The 16,545-nt window shown below is 45.3% G+C and carries 8 protein-coding genes, 2 tRNA genes and 3 rRNA genes; 7 read left to right on the top strand and 6 right to left on the bottom strand.

Annotated elements, in window-relative coordinates; genetic code table 11:
* The first annotated feature begins 149 nt into the window (after positions 1–149).
* Positions 150–1,232: a uroporphyrinogen decarboxylase gene (gene hemE, locus E0Z06_RS14320; RefSeq protein WP_279432818.1), complete on the top strand. Its 1,083-nt coding sequence runs from the start codon at positions 150–152 to the stop codon at positions 1,230–1,232.
* A 53-nt stretch (positions 1,233–1,285) separates the two neighbouring features.
* On the opposite strand, the gene E0Z06_RS14315 is transcribed toward hemE, so the two are convergent.
* The 3 genes from E0Z06_RS14315 to E0Z06_RS14305 all read right to left on the bottom strand — a co-directional run bounded on the left by E0Z06_RS14315 (position 1,286) and on the right by E0Z06_RS14305 (position 5,398).
* Positions 1,286–2,644, bottom strand: a complete 1,359-nt coding sequence (locus E0Z06_RS14315; protein ID WP_132586066.1) for a TonB family protein — start codon at positions 2,642–2,644, stop codon at positions 1,286–1,288.
* Between the two features lie 128 nt (positions 2,645–2,772).
* Positions 2,773–4,194, bottom strand: coding sequence for a Si-specific NAD(P)(+) transhydrogenase (gene sthA, locus E0Z06_RS14310; RefSeq protein ID WP_132586064.1), 1,422 nt, complete (start codon positions 4,192–4,194; stop codon positions 2,773–2,775).
* An 85-nt stretch (positions 4,195–4,279) separates the two neighbouring features.
* Positions 4,280–5,398, bottom strand: coding sequence for a fatty acid desaturase (locus tag E0Z06_RS14305; RefSeq protein ID WP_132586062.1), 1,119 nt, complete (start codon positions 5,396–5,398; stop codon positions 4,280–4,282).
* Between the two features lie 97 nt (positions 5,399–5,495).
* On the opposite strand from E0Z06_RS14305, the gene fabR reads away from it, so the two are divergent.
* A complete protein-coding gene (gene fabR / locus E0Z06_RS14300) occupies positions 5,496–6,104 on the top strand; it encodes an HTH-type transcriptional repressor FabR (RefSeq protein WP_132586061.1) in 609 nt (202 codons plus the stop codon).
* On the opposite strand, the gene trmA is transcribed toward fabR, so the two are convergent.
* Both trmA and E0Z06_RS14290 read right to left on the bottom strand, forming a co-directional pair.
* Complete coding sequence (trmA, locus tag E0Z06_RS14295) at positions 6,101–7,189, bottom strand: tRNA (uridine(54)-C5)-methyltransferase TrmA (RefSeq protein WP_132586060.1); 1,089 nt, start codon at positions 7,187–7,189, stop codon at positions 6,101–6,103. The genes fabR and trmA overlap by 4 nt on opposite strands.
* Positions 7,190–7,320: 131 nt before the next feature.
* Positions 7,321–7,812 carry an RNA-binding protein gene (locus tag E0Z06_RS14290; RefSeq protein WP_132586059.1) on the bottom strand — a complete coding sequence of 164 codons (492 nt, stop codon included), beginning with the start codon at positions 7,810–7,812 and terminating at the stop codon, positions 7,321–7,323.
* A gap of 621 nt (positions 7,813–8,433) precedes the next feature.
* Between E0Z06_RS14290 and E0Z06_RS14285 the strand changes: the two genes are divergently transcribed.
* The 5 genes from E0Z06_RS14285 (at position 8,434) to rrf (ending at position 13,875) form a co-directional block, all read left to right on the top strand.
* Positions 8,434–9,958 (top strand): 16S ribosomal RNA (locus E0Z06_RS14285).
* Positions 9,959–10,169: 211 nt separating this feature from the next.
* Positions 10,170–10,246 (top strand) — tRNA-Ile (locus tag E0Z06_RS14280).
* A gap of 106 nt (positions 10,247–10,352) precedes the next feature.
* Positions 10,353–10,428, top strand: a tRNA-Ala gene (locus E0Z06_RS14275).
* Between the two features lie 299 nt (positions 10,429–10,727).
* Positions 10,728–13,608, top strand: a 23S ribosomal RNA gene (locus E0Z06_RS14270).
* Positions 13,609–13,760: 152 nt separating this feature from the next.
* Positions 13,761–13,875, top strand: a 5S ribosomal RNA gene (gene rrf / locus E0Z06_RS14265).
* Together the 16S, 23S and 5S rRNA genes with 2 tRNA genes alongside form the textbook arrangement of a ribosomal RNA operon.
* A gap of 240 nt (positions 13,876–14,115) precedes the next feature.
* Here rrf and E0Z06_RS14260 read toward each other — a convergent pair.
* A complete protein-coding gene (locus E0Z06_RS14260) occupies positions 14,116–16,371 on the bottom strand; it encodes a hypothetical protein (protein WP_132586058.1) in 2,256 nt (751 codons plus the stop codon).
* Between the last annotated feature and the right edge of the window lie 174 nt (positions 16,372–16,545).

The following is a 16,545-nucleotide window of genomic DNA, read 5'->3' as shown; positions in this document are numbered from 1 at the left end:
TCTTCACTAGCGCAGCAATGTTATAGCAGATCGATTTATCGATGACAAGCATTTAAAACAAAAAACTGAACGTAGCATTTACCGCTTAGGCGTAGGCTTACTGGCGCCACAATGCTAAAATGGCCGATGATATTGTGGATAGTGGGTAAATTATGCAATTAAAGAATGATCGATACCTCAGAGCGTTGTTAAGACAACCTGTGGATAGAACCCCAGTATGGATGATGCGTCAGGCAGGTCGTTACTTACCTGAGTACCGTGCAACCAGAGCGCAAGCCGGTGATTTTATGTCGCTGTGCAAAAACGCAGAGCTGGCATGTGAGGTAACGTTACAACCACTGCGTCGTTATGCATTAGATGCGGCAATTTTATTTAGCGATATTCTTACTATTCCTGATGCCATGGGTTTGGGTTTATATTTTGGTGAAGGTGAAGGGCCAAAGTTTCAGCGACCAGTGCGAGACTTTCGTGACATTGTTAACCTGCCAATACCCGATCCAGAACAAGAATTACGCTATGTAATGAATGCCGTGCGCACTATTCGCCGCGAACTTAACGGTAGTGTGCCGTTAATTGGTTTCTCTGGTAGCCCGTGGACGCTGGCAACCTATATGGTTGAAGGCGGCAGCAGCAAAACGTTCGGCATCATAAAGAAGATGATGTTTAGCGAGCCAGAAAGCTTACATTTGTTATTAAATAAATTAGCCGATAGTGTCATTTTATATTTAAATGCGCAAATTGCTGCTGGCGCACAATCTGTGATGATTTTTGATACTTGGGGTGGCGTACTAACCCCTCGTGACTATCAAGAGTTTTCTTTAGGTTATATGCAAAAGATCGTCAGTAACTTAACTCGTGAAGCTGATGGCCGTATAGTGCCGGTTACGGTTTTTACGAAAAACGGCGGTTTATGGTTAGAGTCTATTGCTAATATTGGTAGTGACGCAGTAGGCCTAGATTGGACCATTAATATTGGCGATGCTAAAGCGCGAGTCGGCCATAAAGTTGCCTTGCAAGGTAATATGGATCCGTCAATTTTATTGGGCTCACCAGAGCGTATTCGCCAAGAGGTGCAGCTAATTTTAGATAGCTTTGGCCAAGGCCCTGGACATGTATTTAATCTTGGGCATGGTATAACGCCTGACGTTGATCCAGAACGGGTTAGTGTATTTATTGATGCAGTGCATTCGTTTAGCCGCACTTATCATATGAGCACTGAAATTGCTGAATAGCGTGCTATATAGTTATTAATAAAAAACCCGGCAAAAGCCGGGTTTTTTATAGATTAATCAGCGGCAGCGGTTTGATAGTCGGCTAATAAATCTTCAAAATTTTGAATTGTCCAGTTACGGCTTTTCGCCTCGGCTAATGCTTGGCGTAGCATAGATTCACCGCGACTTTGCTGCCCTAGCTCGATAAAGGCAACGCCCAAGGTTGACAGTAAATTAGGGTTGTTGGCATCTATTGCTCGGCCTTGTTCGGCCAGCCGTATCGCTTTATTTGGATCACGTAATGTCGGATCATCCGACATGGCTAACAAGGCCCCGTAATCGGCTATTGCGGGCATATAATCTTGTAAAGCGGCAATTTCTAAATAACTTGCCGCCTTGCGTGGATTATAATTTACGTTATTGCTATCGAGTAACTCTTGCGCTAATAAGTAAGCGGCTTTGGCGTCACCGCTATCAGCTGAAGTGGCTAGCCAATTGACAGCTTTACTTGGATCACGGTCACAGCCGTTGCCGCTAACTAAACACTGAGCCAGCCTATATTGCGCAGGCACATAGCCATTTATTGCCGCTTGCAAATACCATGGCATAGCCTTTACACCGCTAACAACGCCATTTTCGGCTAATAGTGCGTATAAATACTGGTACTTAGCAACTTCTGCTTTAGCCGCACCTAATATTGCATCAAGGTATTCTTGGTTATCTTTATCAAATTTACGCGATTTTGCGTTGCCTAACGACTTTATCTTAAAAGTGTGGGTGCGCATATCGATGCGTTTTGGCGCACCGTATAAATCTTTTGGTGGTTCAAAACGCCAACTATTAACCGCATTTAATACATATTTACTAATTGCATCAACTGGATAAGACGCTGCTATGCTGACATTGTCGGTTTTTCCATCTTCAGTAATGTCGTAATGCACTATTGCCCAAGCGGCAATACCACTTTGTTCAATATAACTTGGATATTCGGGTTCAGGCTGGCTAATAGGTTTTATTTTTGCGTCGGTTAACGTAAAGCGGTTCTCCGTTGGGTATAGGTTGCCTTCTAATGCCGTCTTACCAAACTGACTGTTTAAACTGTTATATACTTCTTTGCCTTCAAATCGAGACGTTAGCTTGGTGCGTAAAGTACGATATTGTTTATCTGCTTCCGGATGCTTTCTATCGCGGGCAATTAAGGTCCAGGCGTAAGCAAGATTCATATCTGGCTCGACACCTAATCCCTCGGCATACATTCGCGATAATAAAAATTGCGCTTCCAAATGTCCTAGCTCAGCAAGGCTTTCTAATTGTGGTTTAGCGAGTTCATACTCCTGCTTTTCAAATAAGGCTTTTGCTGTTGGAAAGTCGGCATAAACTTGCCACGATAGTAAGCATAATAATAGTGTTAGCCCATATCTAAGCTGTGCCATAAAAACCCCACAAAACTATTTTATTTAATTATTATGTAACTGAGTTTACAACGAATTATCAGGCAAAACAAAACTAAATATTATGCGCATTGAGTGTCATTTATATTGATGTTATTCAATAAGTTAAATTAAAATAAACGGTTTAAACCATTCAGCGCCGCTACCCGATAAGCTTCAGCCATTGTCGGATAGTTAAAGGTGGTACGGACAAAATACTCTAAGGTATTGCCACCATTTTTTTGCATCATAATAGCTTGGCCGATATGGATAATTTCTGCTGCGCGTTCACCAAAGCAGTGAATGCCAAGTATTTCTAAGGTATCGCGATGAAACAGTAGTTTTAAACTACCGACATTGGTGTTGGCGATTTGTGCCCGTGCCAAATGCTTAAATTGGGCGCGACCAACTTCATAAGGAATTTTTGCGGCGGTTAGTTCCTGCTCTGTTTTGCCCACTGAACTCATTTCCGGAATAGTATAAATGCCTGCGGGAATGTCAGCGATAACGTGGCCGTCTAAGTTACCTTTTATTATTGTTTCGCCAGCTAACCGGCCTTGGTCATAAGCTGCGCTAGCTAAGCTTGGATAACCAATAACATCACCAACAGCAAAAATGTTGTCGACACTGGTTTGATAGTGTTTATTAACACTAATTAGGCCGCGACTGTCGGCGTTTAAGCCAATAGATGCTAGGTTTAGCATCTCGGTGTTGCCGGTGCGGCCGTTAGCAAACAGAAAGCAATCGGCCTTCATTTTCTTGCCCGATTTTAAATATAAAACGACGCCGTCTGCTTTGCCTTCAATACGGTCAAACTCTTCTCCGTGGCGGATTGTCATACCCGAGTTCCAAAAATGATAACTAAGAGAATCTGATATCTCTGCATCCATAAATGAAAGTAAGCGATCTCGGGTATTAACTAAGTCAACTCTTACGCCTAAACCACGGAAAATAGAGGCATACTCGCAACCAATTACCCCAGCGCCATAAATAATGATGTGTTTAGGATCATGTTGTAGTGACAATATGGTATCGGAATCGTAAATTCGGCTATGGTCAAAGTCGACGTCTGAAGGGCGATAGGGGCGAGAGCCTGTAGCAATAATGATGGTTTTTGCGCTTAACTCAAAACTACCATCTTCGCCGGTAATGCTGAGTGTATTCTTGTCAATAAATTTGGCTTCACCTTGATAGAGCTTAACTTGATTACGGTCGTAAAAACCGCCTCTTAGCCTAACTTGCTTGCGAATAACCCCAGCCGCGTGCTTTAAAATTTGTGAAAAAGTAAGTTTGGTGTGCTGTTCATCTGGCTGAAATAGCGGGTTCTCATTAAATTCAATTAAACGGCTAACAGAATGGCGCAACGCTTTTGACGGAATAGTACCCCAGTGGGTGCAGCCGCCGCCAACAGACTGATAACGTTCAATAGCGGCAACTTTTAAACCGCTTTTAGCTAGATACATTGCGGCACCTTCGCCACCTGGGCCAGTGCCTATAACAATGGCATCAAAATCATAACGGGCTTTTTTCTGGGTGGCTTTTTTTTCAGTCACGTGATCAATCTCACTATTTTTATGGTGTTAGTTTGAGCATATCAGGAATCGAGCACAAAAAAAGAGACCGAAGTCTCTTTTTCTATTAGCTAAAGGCGGTAACAAGCCTTTGCCAATGCTGTTGCTGCAGCTGTAAGTGGTGTTTAAACTCTTGATAACGAATTTTAAAATCTACCGCGTGGTATTGGGCAACTAATAACTCTTTACGTTCTAACAGTAGTTGTTTCTTTAACTGATAGTAATCTTGCATTCTTGCTAATAGCAGCTCGTATTCCTGCTCAAGCAGTTGCAGTAATTGTTCCGCATTGGGGCGCTGTTTCACTCGCTCTTTCGCACGTTGCAGCTGCATTTTTGCCTTGGCTTGTGCAATAAGCTCTTCTGGTACTATGCGTAAATTACGGGTTAAACCCAACCAAGATGCAGCTTTAATAAACCACTTCGTTGGATCAAACTGGTACCACTTAATACCGTTGCGATAATCCGATTCAAAAATATGGTGGAAATTATGATAACCCTCACCATAAGTTAAAAATGCTAATAGGCCGTTGTCACGCGCTGAGTTTTGTTCTGTATAAGGTTGTTTGCCCCAAATATGGGCAAGAGAATTAATAAAAAAGGTAAAATGGTGGCTTAACACCAAGCGAAGTACACCGGCAGATAGCAGCATGCCAAGAATATTGCCGCTAACAATGCCAAGTAATAACGGAATGCCAAAGTTAGTGGCTATAGCTAGCCATAAATAATTACGGTGCTGCCACATGACCACAGTGTTTTTTTGCAAGTCGCGAGCATTGTTGTAATCGCACTTATTGTCGCCAGCATAGTCGCGTAACATCCAGCCAATGTGGCTGTACCAAAAACCTCGGCCTGCTGAGTAGGGATCTTTATCATTATTATCGACGTGGCGATGATGCACGCGATGATCCGCCGCCCAGTGCAGCGCACTATTTTGCAACGCAAAAGCACCGCCTATAGCATAAATATATTGTAAAATAGGCTGCGCCTCATACGTTTTATGCGCCCATAAACGATGATAGCCGGCAGTTATAGACATGCCGCAGTAGCCTAAGCTTATAATAGTAGCTATTATTTCAAACCAGCCAAAGCCGATAGTTAATGCATACCAAGGTACGCCAATAGCCGCAACTAAGGTAGTGAGAGAAAACAGTAGGACATTTGTCCAAATAATAGGTGGTTGTTTCATATAGTGCCGTTTAGCTTACAACTGTACGCTCATTCTACTGGCCGAAATAACTCGGTCAAGGTATAAAGTAGTGCTTTGAGTGAATAAAGGGATAAAAGTGTCAAGAGCAGAGCAAAAAGAGCGCACTCGTCGTGCCATTATTAATGCCGCCTTTTCTCAGTTAAGTGCCGACAAAAGCTTTGCTAGCTTAAGTTTGCGTGAAGTCGCTCGCGAAGCAGGTATTGCGCCAACGTCATTTTATCGCCACTTTTCTGATATGGATGAATTAGGGCTTACCTTAGTTGATGAGGCTGGTTTAATGTTACGCCAACTTATGCGCCAAGCACGCCAGCGCATTGAAAAAAACGGCAGTGTTATCAGTACATCAATAGAAACCTTTATGGAGTTTGTCACCGGCCACAGTAACGTGTTTCGCTTGTTGTTACGTGAACGCTCAGGAACTTCTGCCGCATTTAGAAGTGCAGTGGCGCGTGAAATTCAACATTTTGTTGCAGAATTGGCTGAGTATTTACGCAAAGAAACAACCTGCCCTGATGAACTGGCGAGGGCGCAAGCAGAAGCCATGGTTACGCTAGTTTTTCATACCGGCGCTGATGCATTAGATGCACCAGCTGAACAATATCCGTACTTAACGGGCCGTACTATTACTCAACTACGTTGGTTAGCCCATGGCGCGGCCAGTTATGGGCGCAAGATAAAAGATTAACGCTTTCTAAGCCAAACACCGGTTTCAATATGGTGGGTATAAGGAAACTGGTCGAATACCGCTAACTGTATAATGTCATGTGTGCTGCTTAACGCTTGTAAGTTTTGCGCTAAGGTATCGGGATTACACGAAATATAAATAATATCGTTAAAGCGGCTAACTAACTGTTCGGTACCTGCATCAAGTCCCGCGCGTGGCGGGTCAACTAGCACAGTATTAAGCTGCATGTTCGTTAAATCGAGCTGTTTTAAGGTGCTGCCTTGCTGTAATGCGGCCGACACATCTTCCGCAGACATTTGCACCACTTGCAAATTAGTAACCTGGTTTAGCGCTATGTTGTATTGTGCTGATTTAATAGAGGTGCGAGAAATTTCGGTAGCGACGACATTGTCGAAGCATGGTGCTAGTGCGATGGAGAAGTTGCCATTGCCGCAATACAGCTCAAGTAAGTCGCCGGACAGTTTATTAGCAATATTTTTTGCCCAACCGAGCATATGGCGATTAACCTCGCCGTTTGGCTGAGTGAAGCTGCCTTCCACCTGTTGATATTTCAGTTGTGTATTATCTAATTCAAACTGTTCAGTGACATAATCATCACTAACCATCAGCTTTTGTTTGCGTGACCGGCCAATAAACTTAACGTTGTATTCGCTAGCTAGTGCTTCGGTTAATTTAGTTGCTTGTTCAAGCCAGCTATTGGTTAATGGCCGCTTATAAATTAGAGACACCAGCAACTCGCCAGACAGTGTTGCCAAATAGTCAACCTGGTAAAGCTTGTAACGTAGTTCATGATTAAATTGAATATGTTTTAATAACACCGGCATAAAATCAGCAATAGCACGACAGGCGACAGGAAAATGATCAATGCGCACTTTCTCACGGCTTTCTGAATCAAACATGGCGTGGTAAATATCATCACCGTTATGCCAAATCCTAAATTCCGCTCTTAGCCGGTAATGTGTAGGCTCAGATGCAAACACTTCAGCGTTAGGTGCATTAAAGTTGGCAAGCAACTGTTGTACACGAGTTACCTTATCTGTTAATTGAGTTAAATACTGCTCGGGAAAAACCTGACCTACGCTCATGTGCCACTCTACTAAATCAAAACGACTATGTTAAGGCACAGACTTCGCTACGCCAACCTTGAATACCAACTGTGATTAATAAAAATAAAAAAGGAAGCCGCAGCTTCCCTTTTTTCTATAGAAAATCACTACTACTCATCAGAGTCATCGTTCTCTTGACGCTCTTTAGCTTCGCGCACTTTTAATGTGCGTTCTTGAAAGCTGAAGTCGTTTAACTTTTGAATCATCTTAGCGCCGTCTTTTTCCGCTACTTCAACAAAACCAAAACCTCTACGGCGACCCGTCTGGCGATCTTTCATCAAACGTACATTTACGACTACGCCAAAACGTTGGAACAGTTCCTTTACTACATCTTCATTTGCCCGATACGGCAAATTGCCAACATATAAAGTGGTGGTTTCACCTTTATAGTCTATTGGTGCTTTAATGGTTGGCACTGAGTCAGAGCGATTAGCTTTAACATCTACTAATACTGGCACTAGGATCCCCGCTAGTACCACACCAATTACTACAAGAATTTCCTGATCAAGCCCTAAGGATGGAAGAGCAAACGCAAAGCCAAGATAAGCCAGCACGGCTAACGCCAAAGTATATGGCAAAGAAACACGTAAAGTGGGCAACATATAATATCCTAAACACTTATTCTATTTATCGGAATGCTTTAACAATATAAAGCAGCCTTATATTAGCGGTTGGATAATAAACCGCAACTATTAACCGCAACACATTTATACCAAATTTGTTGGTAAAATATGCAAAAAGCCGATTAAGTAAGCAAACGATACTAAAACGTCTATTTTTGTCAAATAACCGCTTGCACGACAATTAAAACGCCCTATAATGCGCGCCATGCCACGGTGTAGAGCGCTAGCGCACTCTCCGAGGGGTTTTAGAAATAGAGTCAAAAATCTTTTAAAAAGGCGCTTGACACTAGGGCTTAAATCTCTAAAATGGCGCCCTCGCTTCACGGTGGTAACTAACGCGGTGAAATGAGAAAATAAGTTAAGCCTGACGAGTGTTTTTGATAAAGAATCATCGTCACGCTTGACTTAAAAACTGGGAAGTGTAACATACGCCTCCCGCTTCTTAAGCAGAAGCACGCTCTTTAACAATTCGCAATCAATCATCTGTGTGGGCACTTATGATGGATTTCACAAAAATGAAATACATCGGTTGAGTGACTTACATAGAAATATGTTTTAAGTCAGTAAGACTGAGCGCCACTTTGGTGGCAGAAAGAACTTTAATAGAAGAGTTTGATCATGGCTCAGATTGAACGCTGGCGGCAGGCCTAACACATGCAAGTCGAGCGGGGTTTTCGGACCTAGCGGCGGACGGGTGAGTAATGTATAGGGAGCTGCCCGATAGAGGGGGATACCAGTTGGAAACGGCTGTTAATACCGCATAATGTCTACGGACCAAAGTGTGGGACCTTCGGGCCACATGCTATCGGATGCACCTATATGGGATTAGCTAGTTGGTGGGGTAATGGCTCACCAAGGCGACGATCCCTAGCTGGTTTGAGAGGATGATCAGCCACACTGGGACTGAGACACGGCCCAGACTCCTACGGGAGGCAGCAGTGGGGAATATTGGACAATGGGCGCAAGCCTGATCCAGCCATGCCGCGTGTGTGAAGAAGGCCTTAGGGTTGTAAAGCACTTTCAGCGAGGAGGAAGGGATAGGCGTTAATAGCGGCTATTTTTGACGTTACTCGCAGAAGAAGCACCGGCTAACTCCGTGCCAGCAGCCGCGGTAATACGGAGGGTGCAAGCGTTAATCGGAATTACTGGGCGTAAAGCGCACGTAGGCGGTTCGTTAAGTTGGATGTGAAAGCCCCGGGCTCAACCTGGGAATTGCATTCAAAACTGGCAGACTAGAGTATGTGAGAGGGGGGTAGAATTCCAAGTGTAGCGGTGAAATGCGTAGAGATTTGGAGGAATACCAGTGGCGAAGGCGGCCCCCTGGCACAATACTGACGCTGAGGTGCGAAAGCGTGGGGATCAAACAGGATTAGATACCCTGGTAGTCCACGCCGTAAACGATGTCTACTAGCTGTTCGTGGTCTTGTACCGTGAGTAGCGCAGCTAACGCACTAAGTAGACCGCCTGGGGAGTACGGTCGCAAGATTAAAACTCAAATGAATTGACGGGGGCCCGCACAAGCGGTGGAGCATGTGGTTTAATTCGACGCAACGCGAAGAACCTTACCTACTCTTGACATCTACAGAATTTTGCAGAGATGCGAAAGTGCCTTCGGGAACTGTAAGACAGGTGCTGCATGGCTGTCGTCAGCTCGTGTTGTGAAATGTTGGGTTAAGTCCCGCAACGAGCGCAACCCTTATCCTTAGTTGCCAGCACGTAATGGTGGGAACTCTAGGGAGACTGCCGGTGATAAACCGGAGGAAGGTGGGGACGACGTCAAGTCATCATGGCCCTTACGAGTAGGGCTACACACGTGCTACAATGGTATGTACAGAGGGAGGCAAGCTGGCGACAGTGAGCGGATCTCTTAAAGCATATCGTAGTCCGGATCGCAGTCTGCAACTCGACTGCGTGAAGTAGGAATCGCTAGTAATCGTGGATCAGAATGCCACGGTGAATACGTTCCCGGGCCTTGTACACACCGCCCGTCACACCATGGGAGTGGGTTGCAAAAGAAGTAGGTAGCTTAACCTTCGGGAGGGCGCTTACCACTTTGTGATTCATGACTGGGGTGAAGTCGTAACAAGGTAACCGTAGGGGAACCTGCGGTTGGATCACCTCCTTACCTAAAGTGAAGAAGTTGTAAGTGTTCACACAGATGATTGATTGTAGAGATAGAGCAAATAAAGTTTATTGCGAAGTTTATGAGAATAAATAACGCAGGATGTTTTATTTAGCGCAAGGCGCACGCCGAACGAAGGAAGGAGTTTACTAATGTAAATGACTGACTGAGAGAGAAGTGAAACGCAGCGATAGATAAAACAGACCAGTTAAACGGGTCTGTAGCTCAGGTGGTTAGAGCGCACCCCTGATAAGGGTGAGGTCGGTAGTTCGAGTCTACTCAGACCCACCAAATTGCGCATCATACGGCGTTATGTCGATACTCACATACATAAGTATGCGTCGTATCAACATGCCTTGCCTGATGTGCAATTATCCAATTTATTGGAATACTTATTGGGGCCATAGCTCAGCTGGGAGAGCGCCTGCCTTGCACGCAGGAGGTCAGCGGTTCGATCCCGCTTGGCTCCACCATTCTTTATTTACTCTAAAAAATTCAAATCAAAGCGTTCTAAACAGAATGATTTGATTTGAGTTTAATCTCAAATGCTCTTTAACAATTTGGCAAGCTGATAGTAGTAAAAAACAAGGTGCAAAATATTGCACAGGATGTTTTTACTGTTGCTAGGCGCACAACGAACGCGTGAAGGAGTTAACTTCGGTTAATGACTGAGCAAGTGAGGAAGTGCAACAACGCAGCGGGAAAAACAGACCAGCAAGACGTTGTGAACCTTAAGCACACTGTATAATTTCAAGACATCTTGGGGTTGTATGGTTAAGTGAATAAGCGTACACGGTGGATGCCTTGGCAGTCAGAGGCGATGAAGGACGTACTAACCTGCGAAAAGCTGTGGGAAGCCGGTAAGAGGCGTTAGACCCGCAGATATCCGAATGGGGAAACCCAGTGCATTTATGCACTATCGTTACATGAATACATAGTGTAACGAGGCAAACCGGGAGAACTGAAACATCTAAGTACCCCGAGGAAAAGAAATCAACCGAGATTCCGTTAGTAGCGGCGAGCGAACGCGGAGTAGCCCTTAAGCTACATTGGTGTTAGTGGAATACTCTGGAAAGAGTAGCGATACAGGGTGATAGCCCCGTACACGACAACACCTTTATAGTGAAAACGAGTAGGACGGGACACGAGACATCCTGTTTGAACATGGGGGGACCATCCTCCAAGGCTAAATACTCCTGACTGACCGATAGTGAACCAGTACCGTGAGGGAAAGGCGAAAAGAACCCCTGTAAGGGGAGTGAAATAGAACCTGAAACCGTGTACGTACAAGCAGTGGGAGCACCTTCGTGGTGTGACTGCGTACCTTTTGTATAATGGGTCAGCGACTTACATTCTGTAGCAAGGTTAACCGAATAGGGGAGCCGTAGGGAAACCGAGTCTTAACTGGGCGAATAGTTGCAGGGTGTAGACCCGAAACCGGGCGATCTATCCATGAGCAGGTTGAAGGTTGGGTAACACTAACTGGAGGACCGAACCCACTAATGTTGAAAAATTAGGGGATGACTTGTGGATCGGAGTGAAAGGCTAATCAAGCTCGGAGATATCTGGTTCTCCTCGAAAGCTATTTAGGTAGCGCCTCGAGCGAATACCATTGGGGGTAGAGCACTGTTTGGGCTAGGGGGTCATCCCGACTTACCAACCCCATGCAAACTCCGAATACCAATGAGTACTACTCGGGAGACACACGGCGGGTGCTAACGTCCGTCGTGGAAAGGGAAACAACCCAGACCGCCAGCTAAGGTCCCAAAGTAATGATTAAGTGGAAAACGATGTGGGAAGGCATAGACAGCTAGGAGGTTGGCTTAGAAGCAGCCATTCTTTAAAGAAAGCGTAATAGCTCACTAGTCGAGTCGGCCTGCGCGGAAGATGTAACGGGGCTAAATCATTCACCGAAGCTGCGGACTTGTGCTTGCACAAGTGGTAGAGGAGCGTTCTGTAAGCCGTTGAAGGTAGACCGGGAGGTTTGCTGGAGGTATCAGAAGTGCGAATGCTGACATGAGTAACGATAAGGGGAGTGAAAAACTTCCCCGCCGAAAGACCAAGGGTTCCTATCCCATGCTAATCAGGGTAGGGTGAGTCGACTCCTAAGGCGAGGCTGAAAAGCGTAGTCGATGGGAAACGGGTTAATATTCCCGTACCGACCAATACTGCGATGGGGTGACGGAGAAAGCTAGGCAAGCGCGGCGTTGGTAGTCCGCGTGAAAGTAAGTAGGCTGAGAGACTAGGCAAATCCGGTTTCTTAAGGCTGAGATACGAGACGAGTGTCTAAGGACACGAAGTTGTTGACGCTATGCTTCCAGGAAAAACCTCTAAGCTTCAGGTATTGGTGATCGTACCCGAAACCGACACAGGTGGTCAGGTAGAGCATACCAAGGCGCTTGAGAGAACTCTGCTGAAGGAACTAGGCAAAATAGTACCGTAACTTCGGGAGAAGGTACGCTCTTTGCTGTTAAGGACTTGCTCCGTAAGCAGCGAAGAGTCGCAGTGACCAGCTGGCTGCAACTGTTTATTAAAAACACAGCACTCTGCAAACTCGTAAGAGGACGTATAGGGTGTGACACCTGCCCGGTGCCGGAAGGTTAATTGATGGGGTTAGCGCAAGCGAAGCTCTTGATCGAAGCCCCGGTAAACGGCGGCCGTAACTATAACGGTCCTAAGGTAGCGAAATTCCTTGTCGGGTAAGTTCCGACCTGCACGAATGGTGTAATGATGGCCAGGCTGTCTCCAGCAGAGACTCAGTGAAATTGAAATCGCGGTGAAGATGCCGTGTACCCGCGGCTAGACGGAAAGACCCCGTGAACCTTTACTATAGCTTGGCACTGAACATTGGCCCTACATGTGTAGGATAGGTGGGAGGCTTTGAAGTTTGAACGCTAGTTCAGATGGAGCCGTCCTTGAAATACCACCCTTGTATGTCTGATGTTCTAACGTAGGCCCTTATCGGGGTCGCGGACAGTGTCTGGTGGGTAGTTTGACTGGGGCGGTCTCCTCCTAAAGCGTAACGGAGGAGCACGAAGGTTGGCTAAGTACGGTCGGACATCGTACGGTTAGTGTAATGGTAGAAGCCAGCTTAACTGCGAGACAGACACGTCGAGCAGGTACGAAAGTAGGTCATAGTGATCCGGTGGTTCTGTATGGAAGGGCCATCGCTCAACGGATAAAAGGTACTCCGGGGATAACAGGCTGATACCGCCCAAGAGTTCATATCGACGGCGGTGTTTGGCACCTCGATGTCGGCTCATCACATCCTGGGGCTGAAGTCGGTCCCAAGGGTATGGCTGTTCGCCATTTAAAGTGGTACGCGAGCTGGGTTTAGAACGTCGTGAGACAGTTCGGTCCCTATCTGCCGTGGGCGTTGGATGATTGAGTGGAGTTGCTCCTAGTACGAGAGGACCGGAGTGAACGAACCGCTGGTGTTCGGGTTGTCATGCCAATGGCATTGCCCGGTAGCTACGTTCGGAACGGATAAGCGCTGAAAGCATCTAAGCGCGAAGCCGGCCACAAGATGAGTCATCCCTCAGGCTTTAAGCCTGCTAAAGGGTCGTTGAAGACCACAACGTTGATAGGTGAGGTGTGGAAGCGCAGTGATGTGTTAAGCTAACTCATACTAATTGCCCGTGTGGCTTAACCATACAACGCCCAAGGTGTTTTTAGAAAGAATACGTGTGTAACTACTAATCAGATTGCCGAATATCGGAACACAGTTTTTATCAAATCCTTCCATGGATTTGACCCTAACGGGCCGCACTACAGTGCGTTAAAACTTGTTCCCTACAAGTTTTTGCCTGGTGGCAATAGCGCTGTGGACCCACCTGATCCCATTCCGAACTCAGAAGTGAAACGCAGCTGCGACGATGGTAGTGTAGCATTCGCTATGCGAGAGTAGTTCACCGCCAGGCGCCCATTTAGAGAAAGCCCGTCTTGCAAGAGTCGGGCTTTTTTGCTGTTTGCTGTTTGGAATTTGCATTCTGGCTATGGCTGAGCAATGCAACCTATCGGTAGTCATCGTCAAGAAGAGCGCGGGTTTTAGTAACTATCTATTAAACGTAAGCCTATCTGACACCGCTGTAGTATAAAGATATATTCGAGCTTGAATCGGATATTCTGTTTTCATCTGAAGCAACCTGTTTGCTCTATGCTTAATCCTGTAATAAACGTTTTATTTGGTTTTTACGTAATCTTCGTAATAATGGAATAACGGTAACTAGACAAAGTAAAATCAGGATCAGATTACCGATTATGAGGCTGATTGAGATTTTGAATAGGGGAATAAACAGTAGTGTGATGCCAAGTAGCAGGCTTAATATCAGAGTTCCGATAAAGATAGTTTGAACTGGCTCTTTGAGTAAAAATCTCAGTATAGAATATGTATTCCCACCTAGCGCCACACGAATTGCAGCTTCCTTCCCTAGCCGCTTCTGTAATAATGCTTGTTCAATATATAAACCGGCCAGAAAGAGCAAAGTAGCACAGAGCATCAGTACTAAGGTAAGCCGGAAAAAACTCCATTCTTGTTCCGATTGCAGCAGGATCAGTTCATCAAGTTGCCATTGTTCAGCAATTCCTGCTTGAGGGTGGCTATTAAATTGATTAAATAACGCGGTGATACTACTCTTTTCGGCTTGGCTGATTAGATAGAGCTGGCTACTAACACCGCTTAAAGGCTTATAAACGATGGCTGGTATTTGCTCGCCCAAATATCCGTAGTGGACATCACTAACAATACCGACAATTTCGCAATTACCTACAACGGGCAAATCATTCAGTAATTGCCGTTGCAGCACTTCAGCGGGGCTATTGTCGAGTAATCGCATGCCTTGCTGACTGATCACGCACTCATTAAAAGCAAACTCATGGAACCAACGGCCTGCAATCAGTTCAAGATCGAGTATTGATGGAGCGGCCTGATCAGCTTTTACGACGCCAAACTCAATAGCATCCTGAGCAGAGCCAGATAAGGTGAATTGATAAAACTCACTGATGGGTTGCAAGGGAGCTGAAGTTATTGCTGAAACTTGCAAGCCACGGGTGCGCAAGTCGGCAGCAAGCGCACTGTAGTAACGCATTGGTGCTTTTTGTAGCGATAGGATGGACATTGTTTGTTGCTGCGAACTGATGCTGTTGTTTTGTATTAACTGTTGTAATGTTTGCCAATTCAGTAGGCAAATTGATAAGGCAAAGCAGGCCCCAATCAGCATGATCACTGAACCGGCTTTTTGTAGTTGAGTGGTTACTTGAAAAATATTTACGTTTGAAAAAGTAGATAAATAGTGCGTCAAAATGCGAAGTAGGATAACCAGACAACCGAATGCAACAAGCAGCCCCAGCAGCATTAGCAGGCTACTTTGTAATCCAAACTGCATTTGATCTGGTTTAAAGGCAGCACTAAAGAGTTGATGGTGATTGAACAGCCCGCTTAAGGTAACAAAAGTGATTGGGTAAAACAGAATAGTTAGCGCCGTGACGGGTAGCAACTCAGCGATCAGTGCATACCAGTTTTGGATAGGTGGTAAACCTAGCATAAATCTTATCCGCCATTCTTGCTGTCTTTGTAAATGCCTTGATAGCAGTAAGATGGTTAGTTGTAATGCTGACAGCACAAAAAGTAGTGTGGCTTGCGCTAACAACAGATAAGAAACATTTCGTATTTTTTGATATTGGCCCGGAAGAAACTGTACTCCTGGTAATAACATCGCATGTAACGGACGTTGGGTTATTTTGACACTAAGCTGACCAATCTCTGCTTTACGGTTATCTGACCAGTTAATTTGTTGTAACGCCTTAGCTAGTTTTTGCTGGCTATCCGTTGATGTTGTCACTTGTTTTGCGAGCAAATAAAATTGGGGGGTAATGTCCAGCAGGCTTGGCAGGAGAATTGATAAATCTGCTGATGTTGACAGGAGGCTCTGGTATTGTTGTTTTAATCGTTGCTGTAACAGGGCGGTACGTGCGGATGCTGTGAACCAAAGATCTGCCTGCCAATGCGCAATACCTGGCCATTGGACTGGTGCCAGCCCACCAACCTGAAAGTACAGACCGTCAATTTCTAGTAATTCAGGCAAAGTGCCATTTTTGGCCAGCCATTGTTTTGCTAACCGGTGACTAAGTAACACCTTATCTGCTTCAAGTTGCTGAATAAAGCCTGCATTAGGCCAGAACTCGGCTAGGTTAGTGTCGACAAAAAGTGCAGATAGCGACTGAGATCCCTGTACCGAATCATTAATATCCACCATGTTGAAAGCCAGTTTCGCTAGTTGAATATCAGGTGGTATTACCTCAGTTAGCTGACGGATCTGGGCTGGATCAAAGGCTGTTGTTTGAGAATTATTGTCTTGCAGCCCCAAGGACCATAGCTTAGAAGCATCTGCGCTAACGGCCATGGGTAGTGGTGCCATGGCCTGCTGCTGGAGTGCGAAGCCAAACAGTAGCAGTACTAGTGTAATTGCCAGCATAAGAGGTAGTAGTAATAAATGAAATGAATATCTACGCCACAAGCTAACAGAGTGTAACATTTCAAAGTAAATGTTAATTAAGTTGTTCATATTGATCTGTTTTGTTTTTAATGTTTA

It is taken from the genome of Rheinheimera sp. D18, from assembly GCF_004345025.1.
Lineage (GTDB): Bacteria > Pseudomonadota > Gammaproteobacteria > Enterobacterales > Alteromonadaceae > Alishewanella > Alishewanella metallidurans.
The sequence above is the reverse complement of the archived record's forward strand: the minus strand, read 5'-3'. Positions and strand labels throughout refer to the sequence as shown.